Origin of the sequence: Dermacoccus sp. NHGro5 (assembly GCF_017565385.1) — a bacterium.
Classification (GTDB): Bacteria; Actinomycetota; Actinomycetes; order Actinomycetales; family Dermatophilaceae; genus Dermacoccus; species Dermacoccus nishinomiyaensis.
In genome coordinates this window covers 75,672-94,478 of record NZ_JAGEKQ010000015.1, presented here as the reverse complement: position 1 = coordinate 94,478, position 18,807 = coordinate 75,672, and the positions used below count along the sequence as shown (strand labels likewise).

The window sequence follows — 18,807 nt, the reverse complement described above, 5'->3', positions numbered from 1 at the left end:
TGCCTGCGTCGTGGCACCGCCAGGTGCCGCTGCCCTCGAGCCGGTGGGCGAAGCAGCTGGTCAGCATGAAGGAAGACATGAACTCATCGAACCGCTTGGCGCGGATCTGGGACCATCGAGCGACGCTCGACACCCTCGTCCGACGTGACCTTCGCGTGCGTTATTCGCGCTCGGCGTTGGGTTACCTCTGGACCCTGATCGACCCCCTCGCCATGGCGCTGGTCTACTCGTTCGTCTTCGGCGTCATCTGGGCGAGCGACCCCTCACCGGGTGAGCCGATGGCTCAGCGGTTCAAGAACACCGACGGTGTGCCGATCGTGCTCTTCATCGTCGCCGGCATGCTCGCCTGGAACTGGTTCAACAACGTCATCAACGAGAGCGCGCGAGCGCTCTACGCGGAGCGGTTGCTCGTCCGCTCGACGAACCTTCCGCGCGAGTTGTGGGTGGCGCGCGTGGTCATCTCCAAGGGCATCGAGCACCTGCTGTCACTGCCGATCCTCATCGGATTCATGCTCTACTACTGGGCCAACGGGGAGGTGCAGCTCAGCTGGGAGCTGGTGTACTGGATCCCGGCGCTGCTCATCCAGTTCATCCTGCTCATGGGCATGGGCCTCGTCATCGCCCCGGTGGCAGCGCTCGTCGACGACTTCATCCGGATCGTCCGCATCATCCTGCGCGTGCTGTTCTACCTGACACCCATCATCTACTCGATCCATCTGCTCGCCGAGAAGGCCTCGCAGCACGGGTTCGGCTGGGCGACGACGCTCATGCAGATCAACCCGCTCACCGGCATCATCGACATGTACCGGGCGGGCTTCGTCAGCGAGCACGGCCCCGACTGGCACAGCTGGATCTTCGCCTTCGTCCTCTCGCTCGGGTGGCTCGCCTTCGGCTCCTGGGTGTTCCGCAAGCTCGAGCCCGCGATCCTCAAGGAGATCTGAGATGCCCGTCGAATGGCAGACCCCCGAGGGCAAGCCGGTCATCGAGGTCGACGACCTGGGCGTCGAGTTCCTCAAGGGCCGCAAGCGCAACCTGTCGCTGCGCGAGATCATCTACAAGCGCAAGACCTCCTACGACAAGGAGACGTTCTGGGCGCTGCGCAACGTCTCGTTCGACGTCGGCCGTGGGGAGGCCGTCGGTCTCGTCGGGGCCAACGGTGGCGGCAAGTCGACGCTGCTCAAGATGATCGCCGGCACCTTGCTTCCCGACGAGGGCTCAGCGCGCATCCACGAGGGCGTCGCCCCGATGATCGAACTCACCGGTGGCTTCATCGGCGAGTTGTCGGCTCGCGAGAACATCTACCTCATGGCCGGCCTGCACGGCATGAAGAAGGAGACGGTCGACGAGCGATTCGACGACATCGTCAAGTTCGCCGGGCCGCAGGTGCAGCGGGGGCTCGACCTGCCGTTCCGCCACTTCAGCTCCGGCATGCAGGTGCGGCTAGGCTTCTCCGTCATCACGCAGCTCGACGAGCCCATCCTCCTCGTCGACGAGGTGCTCGCCGTCGGCGACCGTGCCTTCCGCGAGCAGTGCTACGAGCGGATGGAAGGGCTTCTCGCCGAGGGACGCACGCTGTTCCTCGTCAGCCACTCCGAAGGTGACCTCACGCGCTTCTGCACGCGCGGCATCTACCTGCAGGGCGGCACCCTCGTCGGCGACGGGCCGATGAAGGAGATCATCGACCGTTACAACAAGGATCTCGACGCCGGCGTCAGCTGACCCACCTGCGATTCCCGTCCCCATCGGCGATCTTCGTCCACATTCGCGAATCGCGTCCACCTTCGCGATTTCCGTGCACCTCGGCGAATTTCGTCCACCTTCGTGCACGCCTGGCGACGACGCCTCATCGAGGCTGCGCGGACTCCTGCTCCAGTAGGCGCGCCAGGTCAGCGGCCTCCATGTCGCCTCGCACGAGCACGACGCTGCCGCCGCCCGCCAGGACGCCGGCGAGAAGCTCCGGTGACGGCGAGGCCAGGAAGTGCCGGCCGGCGTCGGTGAGTGGCGTCGTGAGGTCGGCGTACGACGTCTGACGCTCGTCGCCGGCGCCCGTCACCACGGTCAGCGCGGCGGCCGTCGGCGCCGGGACATCGAACGGGGTGAACACGTCGCCGAAGGTGCTGAGCTCCTGCGCCTCATCGATCGCATCGGTTGGCAGGGGAGCGGACGATCGACGCGCAAGCATCGCGAGCGTGACGACGACGATGTCGATGTCGACCTCGTCCGCAGGGTTCGAGGTGACGAGCACGTCGGCCTCCCGCACGATGGGGGCAGACGGCAGGGCGCCATCGTCGTCGTCGGCGTCGACGAAGACGACCTGCGCCCCGAGCGACCACACGGCCAGGCACCAGTAGGCCGTGCGCCAGTGAGCAGCGGGCAGGTGCACGATGACGCTCGAGGACGCGTCGACGTCGAGCTCCTCGCTCAAGAGGTTGGCGGCCTTGCTCACCCAGTTCGTCAGCACCTTGGCGGACAACTCGATGCGTTCACCCTGCGTGGGGCCGGGTGTGCGTTCGTAGAACGTCACCCGTGGTGCCGTCTGATCCGTCGCGACGAGGTGTTCGAGCACCTGCCACGGGGTGCGGGTCGTCATCAGGACACCACCGCGTCGAGGCGTTCCTCGACGGCGTCGCGCTCGTCGGCCGTCAGCGGGGCGTTGAGGCAGTAGGCGAGGTCGTCGATCATCTGCTGGTTGCTGCGGGTGCCGATCGCGAGGGAGTCGACGAACTGGTGCGACAAGCTGTAGGCGACGCACAGGTCGGCGACGTTGGCGCGTCCCAGTTCGTGTGCAAGAAGCACGAGCTGACGGTTGAGTTCGCTCGGGTCGAACACGGTGCCGCCGGCGAACGTCGCGTGCGTCGTGACGACGACGTCGCGCCCTCCGAGCAGCTCTCCCGCCGCGCGCAGTTGCCGGTCGGCGACACCGAGCGGGAACTGCACGTAGCCGAGCCCGGTGAGGTCGAGGGCGCGTTCGAGTTCTTCGAGCGATTCGACGTTGACGCCGATGCGGCCGACCTCGCCGCTGTCCTGGTAGTCGCGCAGGCGGTGCCAGCCGGCGCCGTCGGCGTCGTGCGCCTCGTCGACGTTCGCCATGAGCACGGCGGACGCCCGACGCCGGCCGAGTTCGGCGAAGGAACGTTCGAGCTGGGCCTCGATGACGGCGGCCGCGAGTCGAGGGTCGTTGGTGCGCATCTCACGCAGGCGGGAGATGAAGTGCAGCCGCTGTGTCAGCTGCGGCTCGCCGCACTTGTGGAGGATCTCCTCGGCGTTGTGGTCGCCTCGACCGACCTCGACGTGGTTGACGCCGCGGTTGACGGCCGTCGCGAGCATCGCGCGGATCTCCGCGGCCGACGGCGCGTTGGGGCCGGCGAACGCCTGGCCGCCGAGGATCATGACGGACTGATCGAGTTCGCTGTCGTCGCGGCGCGGCACGCTGGGACCGGCGGTGAAGGCGGGCCCGCCGATCTCTGCGATGAGGTCCGTCCATGGGACGGCGACCGGGTCCGGCTTGTTGGCGAACAGGCGGCACACCCGGTCGTAGTCGGAGAGGACATCGACGGTGCAGCGGAAGCGCTCGGGGTCGCCGGGGTTCGCGGCCGGGACGAAGTCGAGGGTCTTGACGTTGCGGCGCAACCACGGGGTCACGTGCTCGCGGTCGTACGGGTCGCTCGTCGATGCGGCGGCGCGCCGCAGATCGCGTACGCGGAAGACCTCGCATCCGAGCCCCTCGGGCATGTGTGAGACGTCGTTGCGACCGTATTCGTAACCGCCCGCATCCATGGCCTCGACGAGTTCGTCGATGAGGCTCGAATCGCCGACGGGGTTGTCGCCGGTCAGGCGGACGACGCGGTCGTCGTCGTCCATGTCCTTCGTCGCCTCGACGAAGCGGCCGAGCACGTCGTCGAGTGAGCCACGCATCGCCGGGATGTCGACGCGGGCGAGGTGGTCGAAGATGCGGGTGTCGTACTGTTCCTCACTGGTGGCGACGACGACCTCGTGGCCATCACGCGAGGCCCGGCGCGCGACGAGCTCGATCAGCGGCATCCCGCCGATCGTCATGAGCGCCTTGCCGGGCAGCCGGCTCGAGTTCAGGCGGGATTGGATGACGACGCGGGTGCGGGTCACGGTGAGCCTCCGGAGCTGCTGGGACGGTGCTGTTCGAAACAGTGCCGATTCGACGAGGGTGCGTTCGCCAGCCTAGCGAGCCAGGCTGACAAGAGCCTCCGCCACGCGGGCGCGACCCCGACCGTCGAGCAACTCCTGAGCCCGTGCGGCCCGCTCGACGCGCACGTCGCGGTCGGTGAACGCCTCGCGCAGCGCGCTCACGGCCGCGGCGCGCGCGTCATCGTCGCGTCGCAGCATCTCGAGGTCGCCGAGCCCGAGCGCCAGATCTGCATCGGCCACCATGTCGTAACCCGGGCGCTGGTTGTCGATGACGCAGACGACGCCGAGCGGGACACCGAGGCACATGAGTTCCCACACGGACGACCCGCTCGCGGTCACGACGAGGTCGCAGGCCGCGGCGCGCGCGGCGAGGTCGCTCACCGGTCCGCTCGCTCGCAGTTCGACACCGGGGGGTGCATCCGCGGCGAGGGGGGCGACCCACGTCCGGTCAGGCGTGACGACGGTGATGTCGGCGGCCAGGCCGCTGCATGCCTGCAGTACGAGAGGTGTGACGACGGGCGCCGCGCCGCACGGGTCGGTGCCGCCGAACACCTCGAGCACGCGCAGAGGGCGCTGCTCCTCGTCGGCGACGTCATCGACGGCGACGTCACCGACGGGGCGGCGCAGCGCGAGCACGTCGTCACGAAAGAGGGTGTAGTCCGCCCCTGCGAGGGCGAGCTGTCCCGCGCCGACGGCACGAGGCGTCGCACCGGGATTCTGGTCGACGTAGAGGTCGGCGTCTTGATCAGCCGAGAACGGCCCGTCCACCATCGCCATGACGACGACGCCGGCTCGCCGCAGCCACACGCCCCAGCGCGGACCCAGGTCGTAGCGATCCAGTACGCACCACCGCGCGTCGAGATCGAGCACGAGCGTGGCGAGGTCGTCGGGGTCGGTGGGGCAGGGGTGCACGAGAACGCCGGCCTCGGCGTAGGCCGACGCCACCCATGCCACATCGAGATCGCCCGCGAGGTGCACCTCGATGCCTCGTCCGCGCAACTCCTGGGCGAGCGCAAGCAATCGCATCGCGTGCCCGACGCCGATGGTCGGTGTGGCATCGGCGCGCAGCACGACGCGACGGGTGGGGGAGGAAGGCGTCGTCGCGGCGGGCTCGCCGGGCCACGCAGCGGGAGACGGGGAACGAGAAGCGTCCATGCGTCGATGCTCTCACCCCGCCTGCACGGTCGGGGGGCGCCTACGGGCCGGGTGCTAGCCTTGACCTGATATCGAGCAGAACGGTGAGGCGCCACGTCGCGTGGCGTTTGCTCCGGCGTCACCGACGTACGACATGATTTGGGAGCCCGCGTGAGCATTCTTGACGATTCGTCCATCCTGGTCACCGGTGGTACCGGTTCCTTCGGCAAGGCCTTCATCACGAAGCTGCTCGCCGAGCACAACCCCAAGCGCGTCGTCATCTACTCGCGTGACGAGTTGAAGCAGTGGGAGTGCCGCGCGCTGTTCAAGGACGACCCGCGCCTGCGCTGGTTCATCGGTGACATCCGTGACCTCGACCGCCTCAAGCGCGCCATGCACGGCGTCGACTACGTCGTGCACGCCGCGGCGCTCAAGCAGGTCGACACGGCCGAGTACAACCCGTACGAGTTCGTCAAGACGAACGTCATCGGTTCGCAGAACGTCATCGAGGCGTGCATCGACGCGGGCGTCAAGAAGGTCGTCGCACTGTCGACCGACAAGGCCTCGAGCCCGATCAACCTCTATGGCGCGACGAAGCTGACGGCCGACAAGCTGTTCATCCTCGGCAACCACTACGCCGCCGCCTACCCGACGCGCTTCGCCGTCGTGCGCTACGGCAACGTCATGGGCTCGCGTGGTTCGATCATCCCGAAGTTCAAGGCGATGCACGAGGCCGGCGAGTCGCTGCCGATCACCGATCTGCGCTGCACCCGCTTCTTCATCACCCTCGACGACGCCGTGCAGATGGTGCTCGACACCTTCGACCTCATGCAGGGCGGCGAGTTGCTCGTGCCGCGCATCCCGTCGATGAAGGTCACCGACCTCGCGCAGGCCATCGCCCCCGGCGCGCAGATGCACGACGTCGGCCTGCGCCCCGGCGAGAAGCTGCACGAGGAGATGATCTCCCCGGAGGAGGGCCGCCGCGCGGTGATCGTCAAGGACGGCAAGTACTTCGTCCTGCAGCCCGACTTCGCGACGTGGGGCTACGAGCCGCCGAAGGACGGCAAGCCCGTCGAGGACGGCTTCCACTACTCCTCGGGCGACAACGACCAGTGGTACACGATCGAGCAGCTGCAGCAGATGCTCGCCTCGGGCATCTGAGGGCGCGCGGATGCTGCCCTACGGCCGTCAGTCCATCAACGACGCCGACATCGCCGCCGTGCAGGAGGTGCTGTCGGGTGACTGGCTGACCACCGGCCCGTACGTCGAGTCGTTCGAGAAGCAGATCGGCGAACTGGCCGGCGTCGCCGAGCCGGCGGTCTCCGTCACCTCCGGCACGGCTGCGCTGCACGTCGCGTACGCCGCGGCCGAGGTCGGCCCGGGCGACGAGGTCATCACGACCCCGCTGACGTTCCTCGCAACGGCGACCGCGGCGGCGCTGCTGGGCGCCAAGATCGTCTTCGCCGACATCAGCGAGGACACGGGCAACCTCGACCCCGAGGCCGCCGCCGCCGAGGTCACCGCCTCGACGAAGGTGATCGCGGGCGTCGACTACGGCGGCCACCCCATCGACGCCCCCGCGCTGTCGAAGGTCGCGAAGGATGCGGGCGCGTACCTGCTCGAGGACGCGGCGCACTCCGTCGGCGGCTCCCTGAACGGTGTGCCGGTCGGTTCCCTCGCGGACATCACGACGTTCTCCTTCTTCCCGACGAAGAACCTCACGACGGGTGAGGGCGGCGCCGTCGTCGCGAAGGACGCCGACGTCCTCGAGCGCGCGCGCCGGTTCAAGGGCATCGGCATGGTGCGCGAGGCCGACCAGCTGCGTCATCCCGACGAGGGCGCGTGGTGGTACGAGATGCCCGAACTGGGCCTCAACTACCGGCTCAACGACCTGCAGGCCGCGCTCGGCTCGAGCCAGCTGACGCGACTGGAGCAGTTCAAGACGCGCCGTCAGGAGCTGACGGACCGCTACAACGAGGGCCTCGCGGGCATCGAGCAGCTGACGTTGCCCGGCCACCGCGCGGGCGCGGAACCGGTCTGGCACCTCTATCCGCTGCGCATCACCGACGGCCGACGCCGCGAGCTGTTCGACCATCTGCGTGCGCAGGGCATCGGTGTGCAGGTCAACTACATCCCGGTCTACTGGCAGCCGTACTTCGCCGATCTCGGCTACAAGCGCGGCATGTGCCCGAAGGCCGAGGCCTACTACGAGCAGGAGATCAGTCTGCCGATGTTTCCCGACCTCGCCGACTCGGACGTCGATCGGGTCATCGAGATCATTCGGACGTTCTGCGGGGCGTGACTCACATCGTCGATTCGTGAAGAAGGCGTTCGCCCCGGCATCGGGGTGAGCGCCTTCTTCGTGGGCGTCGCCCTTCGCTCGCGTCGTCGCAGGCGGGGCTCCAGCTGTGCTGGCCGGGCCTGGTCAGACGTCGCCGAACGCCGCCGGGAGCTTGCGCAGCAGCGCGCGCCCGCGGCCGTCGCGCGCGAGCTGCACCCGGGCGCCGTCGGGCAAAGACACCTCGAGCGGGCCCGCCGAACCGGAGATGAGCAACGGGCGGCGCTCCCCGTCCTCGATTCCCAGCAGTGCGGCCTCGTGGATACCGTCGACGGGGTTGATGGGCGCGTCCCCGGCGAACATCTCAGCAGGGTCGAGGCGGACGGCGCCCGCCGTCACCACCACATCGAGCGGATCGATCGGTGCGCGACGATGCACCTGAAGGGCCGAGACGCCGGCCGGAAGGGCGAGGACGAAGGCGTCGCTGACGAGCCGAGCGCCGGCGAGCACGACCTCGTCGCCCGCGAGGACCGCCAGGCCTGCTCGCGGCTGCGTGACGGGCTGCACCCAGCCTGCTCGTGGAATCGATGCGCGCGTGGCGCGAGGTGGGGCGGTCGCGGTCCTCGTGGGGCCGGCGAGCACATCGGGGGAGCCTTCCACCTGGCCGCGCCAGCGCTGCAGACCGCCGGGCAGGCTCAAGCGCAGGTCGAGGGCGTAGTGGCCCAGATCGACGCGCGTGCCCAGCGCGGCGCTCAGGTGCAGTCGAACACCCCACGGCATCGACTCACGGGTCGTCACCTGCAGCGCCACGGCGCCCACATCGCTCGGCGAGTGTGTCATGCCGGGGGAGGCCGCCTGGCCGTGCGAGGGCCCTTCGACATGTGACGACCGCTCGTCACGCACTGACGTCGAAGGGATGAGCTGTGCACTGACGGTGGCATGGCGCGCGAGCGCCGGATTGAGGCGCGTGTCGATGACGACGTCGATCCGCGCAGCGTTCGTCGAGACGGCGTGCAGGCTGGAGCGCAGTCGGCGCTCCTTGAGTGGGTGCTGGGGTGTGCGCGAGGCGATGAGCGCGACCGCGACTTCGCTTGCGGCGCGCGGGTCGCGCAACCGGGCGACGTCCCGCACGAGCGTCTTTTTCGAGCCGCCATTGCGCCAGCGCGCCAGCGCGCGGGCGAACGGCAGGTCGCAACGGCGCAGGGCGGTGTGGATCAACTTCGAGACCTGCGTCTGATCGCTTGCTTCGCGTGGGTCGATCATCGCCGCGAGCTCGCACGCCATGCGCTCCAACCCCGGGCGATCGGCCTCGGGTGCGCTCACCATCGTGCCGGCGAGAGAGACGAGGTCGACACGGGCGAAGTAGCTCGCGACGCGACGCGTCACCTCGGCCGGGGCATCGTGGGCGTGCAGGACATCCATCACCAGGCGGGCTGACTCGAAGCGTTCGGCGGCGTTGCGCGCATCACCCGTCTGCTGGGTGATCGACGTGCCCGACTCGCGATCGCGCCACAGGTAGACGTGCTCGTCGACGATGTCGACACTGCGTGCTTCGAGGTAGGCGCGCAGGGTGACGGGGTAGTCCTCGTACCGGATCGGTGGAAAGGCGAAGTCACCGCGCTCCCAGAACGAACGCCGGTACACCTTGTTCCACACCATCCGGTCGCGGATCAGGTCGGGGCGTTCGGCGAGAGTGGTGCGGCGGGCCGGTGTCGCGAACGGCAGGGCGTGCGTCCACGACTGGTAGGTGCCGGCCGCGTCGGTGAACCGCAGCGCATTGCCGGCGGCGAAGTCGGAACCGGTGGCTTCGAGCGTGGTCACGAGCGTCCAGTACCCGCGTGCGGTCAGGAGGTCGTCGCTGTCGAGGAAGGTCAGGTACTCACCTGTCGCGTGTGCGGCCCCGGCGTTGCGTGCGGGCCCGAGGCCGGCGTTCTCCTGCGTGACGAGCAGGAAGCGCGCGTCCTCGTCGACGAAGCCTTGGGCGATGGCGCGAGAACCGTCCCGCGAGCCGTCGTCGACGAGGATGACCTCGACGTCGTGCAGGAGCTGGTCGCGCACGGAGACGAGGCACGCCTCGAGGTAGTCCTCAACTCCGTAGAAGGGGATGACGACGCTGAGCTTGGGCACGGGGCCTCCTGATGGCGTGGGCGGACGGGGCGAGTCTAGTCAGCGAGCGGGGGAGCGGCCGGTGCCCACGCACGTGGGCGGCGATCTGCGTTCGATGTTGCCTGCCCCGCTGTGGCACCATGGTGTGTCGCCGTCTAGCCTCGGGACTGCCCGGTGGCGACGCGCGGCAAGCCGCCACGAGACGAATCCGGAGGAGCCGCCACCGTGGACTCCAGCAACCACTGGTACGGGCACGCCCACCTGCTCGCCGAGTACTGCGGGCTCGACCGCGAGCACCCCCCACGGATCAACGGCGTGATCCAGCACGGCTGGACGTTCGTTCACGGATTCGGCTACGGCCACCGCCCCCCGCACGGCTTCGCCAAGTACGTGTGGGGTGACGTCAACCGCCGACGGGGCCAGGCCATCGGCTGGCGTGACTACGTGACGATCGGCGCGCCTTTCCTTTATCTCGACCGCATGCGCCCGCAGACCGGAACCGATATGGGCGCGCGCGAAGGCACCATCTGGTTTCCGTTCCACGGAACTGTGGATTACGAGGCCGTCGACGGAGACCATGATCGCCTCATTGCACAGATCAAGGACGTCGAGGGTGACGGTCCTGTGACGATGTGCCTGTACTACGTCGAGTACGAACAGGAGGAGGTTCGCCGGCGTTACGAGGACGCGGGTTTCCGCGTCATCACGCTCGGCAAGCGCGGCACGTTCTATCAGGGCGGTACCTCGAACTTTCTCGAACGACAGCTCGTCGAGCTGCGACGGCACGAGCGCGTCGCCTCGAACCGCTTGTCGACCGCGATCTTCTACGGCATTGCCGCCGGTCTCGACCCGGCTGTGTACGGCGATCCCATGGACATCCCGGGCATCAAGCAGGGCTTCGACGGCACGCACCTACTGGAGAAGACCTTTCCAGAACTGCACGGAGAGCACCTCGACCTCGACCTCGCTCGTCAGGTCGCGGACGAGGAACTTGGCCGTGACTTCCTCATGACACCCGAAGAACTCGGCCTCGTTCTGGGCTGGGGCGAAGAGATGGAACTGCTGCGATGACGATCGACCTGGAGAACACCGGCCTCATGCGCCTCGAGCGCGGCGCGATGCAGAACTGGTCGGACGTGGCACGGATGGGGGCACCTGCCTCCGCCGCGGTGCGTGAGGTCGTCGCCAACCTCGTCGACGCCGGAGACCGTGTCCTCGTCGTCGGCCCGACGGCCCTCGACCTCGTGACCGAGTTGGCCGACCTCGCCGGCGCGTTGACCGTGCTCACCCGATCGATCCCCGACGGCGCGACATACGCCGAAGCGCTCGTCGACCGCCCCACCGCACAGGTCGTGTGCGGCGACATCCTGAACGTCGAGCAGAAGCTCGGTGAGTACGACGTCGTTCTCGTTCTCGACGACCTGGCCAGGGTGCCCTCGCTCGAGGACGTGACACCCACGTGGACCGCGGTGTTCGAAGCGGTCGTCGCGTGCGTCGCACCCGGTGGCCGCCTCGCGCTCGCGGTGGAGAACGAGCTCGGCCTGCATCGCATCACGAGCCTGCGCTCGCGCTACACCCAGAACGATGATGCTGCGTGGGATGTCCTCGCGACGTTCGATGCCTCGCGCCCGCGTCATCGAGATGCCCTCGACGCGGCACTCGCCACCACGGAGCTACGCGAGGTGAGCGTCGCCGACTTGCTGCCCACCTGGGACGAGCACACCCTGCTCGCCTGGAACACCATGTCGATCGATGATGAGGGTCGAACCCTGCTCGATGCCCTCACTCTCGCGTCCCCAGCGCTGCGGCGCATCGGCGCGGACCCGACCCGGGTCACACGCGCCGCCGTGCTGGGCGGACGCCTCGCGCAGATGCCGTCGGGCTGGTTCGTCGTGGCAGGTCGCCCGGTCGCGGCGAGCGGGGAACTCGAGGTGCTCGCCTCGACCCTCGATGGTGGCGTCATCCGCTTCGAGTGCGCGGCCGGGACGATCCGCCAGGGTGATCGGCAGATCGCCATCGCGGCGCAGGCACGCCCGTTCGCAGAAGAGGCGCTCGACGCCTGCGCGAGCGGCGACGCCTCTCGACTTCGCACCCTCCTGGCACGATGGGTGGGGTGGGCCCGTGGGCAAGCGCGTGAGGGCCGTCTCGATGCGGAGGTCGGCGACCTGCGCTTCGACAACCTGCTCGTTGCCTTGGCTCGCGATGACGACCACGCGTTCACCACCGTTGCCCCGGCGCCGGCCTCGAGCCGGCTGGATGACGCACTGTGGGCGGCGGTCGTCGACTTCGTCGCTGTCATCCGAGCACGTGGCTCGCTCCACCTGTGGCCGGCAGCCACCGATGATCGGACGATGGCCGCGACGATCGGCGCGATGGCGGGCCTCGCAGCCCCGGATGACCTGGACGCATTGCTCGCCCAACGCGCCAGCATGCTCGACCTACCCGCGCACGACGTCTCCGGCTTGCTCGCCGTCATCGAGCGCCTGGAAGAGAAGAACAAAGCCCTCGCCTCGCGCGCGAACTGGTTCGAGAGCCGCCTCAACCTGCGTGAGCGTGAGCTGCGAAGCCGGGCGCAGCGACAGTCGGCCGAGCTGGCCCTCGCCCGCCAGCAGCAGGAGGCCTTGCGCAAGTCCGCCGAGGACCTGCGACGTTCGATGACGTATCGCCTCGGCAACGTCGCCATGGGTCCGCTCAAGCAGGCCAAGAGACGCTTTCTCGACTGAGATACGCGCGAGAGCGCACCGCTCACCCCTCAGAGGAGCGGCCGTGCGCTCTTGCACGTATCCGGTCTGTCGGCCCCACTCAGCCCGCGCGTCGCAGGGCACGAACTCGCGTGTCAGCAGCCTTGCCGAGTTCGCGCACGAGGAGCTTGGGACGGGTGATCAGCGCAGCCTTGCGGAACTGAGACGCGAGTTTGAACGCGGCCGAGCCCTTGATGTCGGCGTTGGCCTTGGCCATGAGGTCGCGGTTCTTCGACGCACTCAACACCTGGCCGCGAAGTGAGCGAATCGCCCGGGCGCGCACGGCCATCTCGGTGTCGCGTAGGCGCAAGGTGGCTTGGAGCGCCGCAATTTCGTCCTCCAGTGCGGCGATGCGTCGCGTCGCTGCCGCTGCAGCATGCCGAGCAGCCCACAGTCCGTCGTCGTCCGTCGTGGCGCGCGCGCGCCCCTCGACCAACTCACGCACGCGCTCCTCGCCGACGCCGCTCATGGACAGCCACAGGTGCACGAGTTCGTCGTCCGTCAGCGCGTCAGGCCAGGGCAGTTCGGGTTGATCGATGCGAGCGGCAGCGACGAAATGGGACCAGCAGCGACAGAGCAACTCGTCGCGGGGGAGCGGGTCAACCGCGTGGCCACCACTCGGCGCCCCCAGCGTGAGACTGACCGTGTCGCCCTCGACGACTACGTCGCGCCAAGTGAGATCACGGCGCGAGTCGAGCGAGGACGAGGTGGCCACCCACTGTGCGAGGCGTGTGGCAAGGTCACGGAAGGCACCGGTGTCGCTCGCAGCCGCAGCCGTGAGCAAGAGACGGTGCGCGGTTGGCGCGAGTGCCACGGTGCTGGGACGATCCGGGTCGTCACTCGAACCGCCGACAACCCACCGACGATCCGCCGCAGAGCCATCGAGCCATTGCACGTCTTGACCGGCGCCCCCGAGGTAGATGCTGCGGCCGCGGCCGCCGACGACAGCGACGAACGCGTCGGCTGCAGTGAACAGAGCGTTCGCTGCCGCCAGAGCCTCCGTGAACTGCTCGGCCGGCAGCACCGGGGCCCGATCCACGGCCGAGCAGGCCGAGGCTACGAGACCGGAGAGCGAATCGGCCGTCCGTGCGGCCTCGAGAGCGTACTCGTCTAGGACGCACCAGCGCTCGTTCGTACCGAAGAGGCTGTGGATGCTCGCCGCAGCGAACCCGACCTGGCGCAGCGCCTCGGTGAACGCTCGCGGCGACGCGGGCCGAGTTTCATCCTGGGCGCTGGCGTCCACGTCGTGCGACGCCAGTGCACGCGGCGTGGCCGTGAGCAGACGAGCTGTCGAATGGGGATTGTCGAGCGCCACGACCATCGTGGCGCCGGACCGCACCTGGCCGGCGAGGCGGGCCAGCCGTTCGACGAAGGTGCGCTCATCCGTCTCCGAGAATGCGGCCTCCCAACCGGGCCCGGCGAGAAGCGTCTCGGTGTCCGCAGGTAGGTCGGCGATCCGGTCCACGAATAACACCGTGCCCGGGGCGCTGTGGGCCCGCATGGCCGCGCGAGCGTCGTCTTCGAATCCCAGCACGACGACATCTACGCCGCTGGGCACAGCGTCAGCGAGGAGGGTGAACAGGGCCTCAGACATGAGTGCTCCAATCGAAGATCGCACGAAGTTCTTGGGCGGGCATGACGCATGACGGGCCGAGTTCGCGCTCGACCAGGGCATCGAGGCGCTCACGTGGTACATGCGCCTCGACGATGGCGCCGGCGCTGTGGGCGAAGAGCGCATACGTGCCCACGACATCGGTGCGCACGGAACGATGAACTCGTATGAGTTGGAGAATTCGCTGCAGGAAGAAAGGGGCGACGCTGCCCACCTCCTGGCGCGCCGGCCCGAGATCCACGACGCGCGCACCGACATCCTCGTAAGCCCGGCGCGTCGCCTCGGACGCAGCCTGTTCGTGGGTCAGTGCGATTGTTGTCTCAGGGGCCTGCGACCCCAGTGCTATGGCTGTTCTTCGGGCGGCAAGCTCGCCCTGCAGCCCGTGGTGCGGGAAATAGAGCAACCGGTTCGGCTCTGGTTCGGGCGGCAGCAGTGCCTTGCGAACCGGAGGCACCGGGATGGCCGAATTCGCCTCGAGCGCCAACAGGTACAGCCATGGTGCGCCGATGGGAGTGTGATTGCGATAGCCGGCACGGTGGCGCCGTTCCCTTGCGGCTGGGCCCCACACGAATGCAGGAACGCCACGAGGATGATCGGAAGTGCTGGACTCCTGACCGAGCCATGGCTGGACGTAGCCGGGGATCGTCGGCGGGAACAGCGGCTGAGGCAGACGTGCTGCCGCAGCCAGGACGACGGAATTTCCGAAGGATTGGTTGGTCGGGAACATCAGCGCACCTGCACTCGAGTACTACCGGCGATGGAGGTGACGAGCACGTTGCGCCCGGCCACGAGGCGTTCGATCGGCAAGGCACCGAGGGCCGAGGGCACGATCGGCGCCGGGGTGTCATACCCCTGCGTCTGGAAGAAGAGGCTGTAGTCCGCTGCGGGAGCGCCCGGCTGGGTCGGGCGATCGACGTCGGGCAGCAGGGAGCTCAGGGTGGTGCGCGACGACCAGCGGGAACCGTCGACGTCCACGGCCACGGGGATGTCGAGATGTTCGTCCGAATCCGGCAGATACAGGCGCCACATGAGACCTTCCTGGACCGGCAGACCCAGGTGGGTACCTTCGAGCAGCAGGTCGTCGCCGACCTGACGGGCGGAGTCCACGTGTGGCACGAGGGGGCCGAAGGTCAGGGTGGCGTTCCCGAAGCGGCTGCGCGTGAGTGCGACGCGGCGACCGTCCTGGGTGATCTCGACGTCTGCGTCGTAGCCGGGCCAGGTGAGGTCGACGTCGCCGAACTCCGTACGCATTGCGACGCGTCGCGTTGCCGTATGCAGGAACGGGTCGTCGCTCGAATCGCCGTCGAGCACGACGGCGGGGTCAAGGCGGGCCGTGAAGTGCTGGATGCCGTCGAGGCCGGATTCCAGCGTGGCGGGAAAGGTCAGAGCACCGTCGGGGCGGACGACGACGACGGCCGCGTTGCGGGCCGGTTCGGCGATGGTGCCACGCACGACGAACGCGCCGTCCGAGGCCTCCAGCACCTCGACGACCGTGGGGAAGGCAACCCGATGGATGCAGTACACGTTGCCCGAGGTGAGGCCCGGCTGGAGGAACTGGCTTGGGCCGAAGAAGGCTCCCTGCGGGTACTGGGCGGACCCTGCGCCCGCGCCCGTCAGCGGGCTCGTGCGGGTGACGCCAGCGCTCGTGCGGGTCACCTCGAAGCGGAGGGGCCAGACGAGGTCGTGGCGGCCACGCAACGACTCGAGATCGACGCCGAAGCGAAGGCCGACGCGGCTGCGGCCGCGGAAGGCGTCGATCGTGTCGAAGGTCTCGACCTCCAGCGGGATGCGGGTGATGCCGTTGACGAGGTTCACCGCGACGGCGTCGTCGTCGCCCGCCTGGAGATGGCCGATCTGAGCAGTCGCCTCGATGTCGAGGCGCTCGCTCGTCGCTCGCGCGGACGTGACCAAGGTCTGCAACTTCAAGGCGGTGAAGGGCAGTTCGTACAGGTTGTTCGGCGTCGCCCGATGGGTGCGGCCGGGGTAGTTGAGGTTCCACCGCCAGGGCTTGAGACGGGATCGGCTCACACTCGTGCCGCCGGCCAGCCCGCCGGCGTCACGGAAGATAGCGAGTTCGCGCAAGAGATCGGCGTCACCGGCCTTCAGCGCGTGATACTGCAGGGTATTGTACCGCGATTCACCCGAGTGCGGCGGTTCGAGGCGCTCGACGAAGCGCAACGAGAGCTCCAGCAGACGGGGAACATCGGACGCCTCGGCGACGGCGAACGCCTGCGCGATAGCCACCATGTCGATCTCCAACAGGTGTCGGTGCGCCATCGAACGCACCACGGGGGAGGCCTGGCGATCCAGGACGTCGAAGACCTGCTCGGCGCTGATGACGCGGTCAAGCAGGTTCTCGTACTTGAACACCTGCTGCGTGATCGAGTCGCCGGACTCGCGCTCACGCCAGTAGTACGTAGGCGTCTTGAGCACGTCGACCGTGAGCGCATCGAGGTGGGCCCGCATCGTCACCGGCCAGTCCTCGTACTTGATCGGCGGGAAGGCGTACCTGTACTCCTCGTAGAAGTCGCGCCGGTATATCTTGTTCCACACCATGCGGTCGTACGCGAGGGTAGGCCGCTCCAGGATGTGGGTCGCGATGGCGTCCTTCGCGCACGGTCGTGCGTGGGCCCACGACTGGCGGACGCCCGACGTGCGCGAGAAGCGGCGCGCGTTGCCCACCGCGAAGCTCGAACCGGACGAGCGCAGCGACGCGACCATCTGCTCGTACGCGCGGTGCGGCACGATGTCGTCGGAGTCGACGAACGTGAGAAACTCGCCGACCGCGTGGGCCTGGCCTGTGTTGCGGGCCGGGCCGAGGCCTGCATTCGCCTGGCGCACGACCTGAAAACGCTCGTCGGAGGCCGCGACGGCCTCGGCGATCTCGATGCTGTCGTCGGGGGAGCCGTCGTCGACGAGCACGACCTGGATGTCTCGCAGCGTCTGGGCCTGCAACGACTGAAGGCATTCGAGCAGGTAGTCCTCGACCCCGTAGAACGGGACGACAACCGACAGCAGGGGCGTATCACTCACGGCGATGCGTTTCCTTCGTTAGGCGCGTATCAGACCAGGTCCCAGGACATGGGGGTGCCCTTGGGAGCGTCCTGAGTGAAGGTGCGACCCGCGAGCGTGTCGAAGGTATCGGTGGGCAGGCCGTTCGCGGGGCGGATGGAGCGCACGTTCTGCGCCGTCACGACGTCGCCAGCCTTGACGTCCTCGACGACGTACAGGCTGCGGCGGAAGCGCAGGCCCTCCTTCTCCTGCGCGCGGGCGCCGATGCGCGGCTCGCCGAGGCACTGCCACGCGATCTTCGTCTGCGTGACGAGCTGGTTCAGCTCCTCCGGCTCGGACGAGAACGCCGAGTCCACGCCGCCGTCCTCGCGGTTCAGCGTCACGTGCTTCTCGACGAGAACCGCGCCGAGCGCGACGGAGGCGACAGCCGCGCCGATGCCCATCGTGTGGTCGGAGTAGCCGATGAGCGTGCCGAGGGCGTCGCGCATCACGGGGATGCCGCGCAGGTTCGACTCGCTCGGGTCGGCCGGGTAGTTGGCCGTGCAGGCGAGCACGATGATCTGCTCATTGCCCGTGCTGCGCGCCGCCTCGACGGCCGCGTTGATCTCACCCAGCGAGGCCATCCCCGTCGAGATGATGATCGGCTTGCCCTTGCTTGCCGCGTAGCGGATGAGAGGCAGGTCGACGATCTCGCTGCTCGCGATCTTGTACGCGGGCACGTCGAGCTTCTCGAGGTAGTCGACGGCCGTGGGGTCGAAGGGGGAGGAGAAGGCGTGGATGCCGAGCTCCTTCGCGAGCGCGAAGATCGGCTCGTGCCACTCCCACGGGGTGTGCGCCTCCGTGTAGAGGTCGTAGAGGTAGCGATCGCCCCACAGCTCGTGCCCGCCGGAGATCTTGAACTCGTCGGTGCGCACGTCGATCGTGATCGTGTCGGCCGTGTACGTCTGCAGCTTGATGGCGTGCGCGCCCTGTGCTGCGGCCATGCGGACGATGTCGAGCGCGGTCTCGAGGCTGCCGTTGTGGTTGCCCGACATCTCCGCGATGATGTACGGCTCGGCGCCTGGGCCGACCTCGACGTCACCGATGCGGATGTTCTGGTTCGGGTTCTGCGTCATGATGTCGGCTCCTGGCGGTCGGTGCGGGGGCGCTCGCGGCGCACGTGGATGACGGCGACGTTCTCGCCGCCGATCTCGCGGGTCTGCGTCTCCAGCTCGGTGAAGCCGTTGCGCTTGTTGAACCGGCGCACGCCTTCGTTGATCTCGAGCACCTCGGCGTCGAGAGAGTCCAGACCGAGTTCGGCGTCGGCGTACTTGACGGCCTCGCGCTGGATCTGGATCCACGCCGGCAGCAGCTCACCGCGCGCGGTGAGGCCGTCGTTGTCGAGGTAGTAACCCCACCACGACGTCTTCGCGTCGACGTCGAGGTCGAAGAAGGTGACGACGCCCGACGGCACGCCACCGCGTTCGTAGATGAGCACGTGACGCGACGGGTTGTCCTTCGTGTTCGCCCACCACGCGGCATGCTCGTCAGCGCTGATGACGTGCTGCGTCAGCGACACGGCTCGCACCTCGTCATGGTTGCGCCAGGTGCGCACGTTCTCCTGGTCGGCGTCGGTGGCGGGACGAAGCATCGTCGATCTCCCTCGAATACGGCTGGGCCGGGTGCCGAAACGCACGAAATGGCGCAGACAGCCGGAATGTCTAGACTACCCCGTAAGGAAACAGGCCACGGCAGGCATGCTGCGCCCCCAGCGGCGCGCAGAG

The 18,807-nt window shown here is 68.3% G+C and carries 15 protein-coding genes; 6 read left to right on the top strand and 9 right to left on the bottom strand.

All coding sequences use genetic code 11. From position 1 onward, the window contains the following. Positions 1–77 precede the first annotated feature (77 nt). Positions 78–941: an ABC transporter permease gene (locus tag J4Z35_RS07900; RefSeq protein WP_074040692.1), complete on the top strand. Its 864-nt coding sequence runs from the start codon at positions 78–80 to the stop codon at positions 939–941. 1 nt (position 942) lies between these two features. Next, complete coding sequence (locus tag J4Z35_RS07895) at positions 943–1,719, top strand: ABC transporter ATP-binding protein (RefSeq protein ID WP_006943597.1); 777 nt, start codon at positions 943–945, stop codon at positions 1,717–1,719. A 124-nt stretch (positions 1,720–1,843) separates the two neighbouring features. Here the strand turns inward: J4Z35_RS07895 and J4Z35_RS07890 are convergent, their stop codons facing one another. The 3 genes from J4Z35_RS07890 to J4Z35_RS07880 form a co-directional block, all read right to left on the bottom strand. Further along, complete coding sequence (locus J4Z35_RS07890) at positions 1,844–2,590, bottom strand: TIGR03089 family protein (protein WP_006943587.1); 747 nt, start codon at positions 2,588–2,590, stop codon at positions 1,844–1,846. Beyond that, the gene (locus tag J4Z35_RS07885) at positions 2,590–4,122 is read right to left on the bottom strand and encodes an aldo/keto reductase (protein WP_006943605.1); all 1,533 of its coding nucleotides are present in this window, start codon (positions 4,120–4,122) and stop codon (positions 2,590–2,592) included. The genes J4Z35_RS07890 and J4Z35_RS07885 overlap by 1 nt, the downstream gene beginning before the upstream one ends. A 72-nt stretch (positions 4,123–4,194) precedes the next feature. Next, positions 4,195–5,316: a hypothetical protein gene (locus J4Z35_RS07880; RefSeq protein WP_006943588.1), complete on the bottom strand. Its 1,122-nt coding sequence runs from the start codon at positions 5,314–5,316 to the stop codon at positions 4,195–4,197. 150 nt (positions 5,317–5,466) lie between these two features. Between J4Z35_RS07880 and pseB the strand changes: the two genes are divergently transcribed. Next, positions 5,467–6,456 (top strand): UDP-N-acetylglucosamine 4,6-dehydratase (inverting), encoded by a 990-nt coding sequence (gene pseB / locus J4Z35_RS07875; RefSeq protein ID WP_006943604.1) that lies wholly within the window; start codon positions 5,467–5,469, stop codon positions 6,454–6,456. A gap of 10 nt (positions 6,457–6,466) precedes the next feature. Beyond that, entirely contained in the window at positions 6,467–7,597 is a 1,131-nt protein-coding gene (locus tag J4Z35_RS07870) for an aminotransferase class V-fold PLP-dependent enzyme (RefSeq protein ID WP_208065480.1), read from the top strand. A 123-nt stretch (positions 7,598–7,720) separates the two neighbouring features. Here J4Z35_RS07870 and J4Z35_RS07865 read toward each other — a convergent pair whose 3' ends face one another. Continuing rightward, positions 7,721–9,700 carry a glycosyltransferase gene (locus J4Z35_RS07865; RefSeq protein WP_038568980.1) on the bottom strand — a complete coding sequence of 660 codons (1,980 nt, stop codon included), beginning with the start codon at positions 9,698–9,700 and terminating at the stop codon, positions 7,721–7,723. Positions 9,701–9,904: 204 nt separating this feature from the next. Here J4Z35_RS07865 and J4Z35_RS07860 point away from each other — a divergent pair, with 204 nt between their 5' ends. Beyond that, positions 9,905–10,750 (top strand): hypothetical protein, encoded by an 846-nt coding sequence (locus J4Z35_RS07860; protein WP_038568978.1) that lies wholly within the window; start codon positions 9,905–9,907, stop codon positions 10,748–10,750. Beyond that, positions 10,747–12,402, top strand: coding sequence for a hypothetical protein (locus J4Z35_RS07855; protein ID WP_160126222.1), 1,656 nt, complete (start codon positions 10,747–10,749; stop codon positions 12,400–12,402). Before J4Z35_RS07860 ends, J4Z35_RS07855 begins: the two co-directional genes overlap by 4 nt. A 79-nt stretch (positions 12,403–12,481) precedes the next feature. Here J4Z35_RS07855 and J4Z35_RS07850 read toward each other — a convergent pair whose 3' ends face one another. Genes J4Z35_RS07850 through J4Z35_RS07830 form a run of 5 tightly spaced genes read right to left on the bottom strand, consistent with a single transcriptional unit; the run spans position 12,482 to position 18,674 of the window. Then, positions 12,482–14,014, bottom strand: a complete 1,533-nt coding sequence (locus tag J4Z35_RS07850; protein ID WP_144707509.1) for a hypothetical protein — start codon at positions 14,012–14,014, stop codon at positions 12,482–12,484. Beyond that, the gene (locus tag J4Z35_RS07845; protein WP_131941340.1) at positions 14,007–14,759 is read right to left on the bottom strand and encodes a hypothetical protein; all 753 of its coding nucleotides are present in this window, start codon (positions 14,757–14,759) and stop codon (positions 14,007–14,009) included. The genes J4Z35_RS07850 and J4Z35_RS07845 overlap by 8 nt, the downstream gene beginning before the upstream one ends. Beyond that, on the bottom strand, positions 14,759–17,065 hold the full coding sequence (locus J4Z35_RS07840) for a glycosyltransferase (RefSeq protein ID WP_160126221.1): 2,307 nt from the start codon (positions 17,063–17,065) through the stop codon (positions 14,759–14,761). Before J4Z35_RS07840 ends, J4Z35_RS07845 begins: the two co-directional genes overlap by 1 nt. Positions 17,066–17,094: 29 nt before the next feature. Beyond that, positions 17,095–18,159, bottom strand: a complete 1,065-nt coding sequence (gene pseI, locus J4Z35_RS07835) for a pseudaminic acid synthase (RefSeq protein WP_131941336.1) — start codon at positions 18,157–18,159, stop codon at positions 17,095–17,097. Then, entirely contained in the window at positions 18,156–18,674 is a 519-nt protein-coding gene (locus J4Z35_RS07830) for a GNAT family N-acetyltransferase (protein ID WP_131941334.1), read from the bottom strand. The genes pseI and J4Z35_RS07830 overlap by 4 nt, the downstream gene beginning before the upstream one ends. Positions 18,675–18,807: the final 133 nt, after the last annotated feature.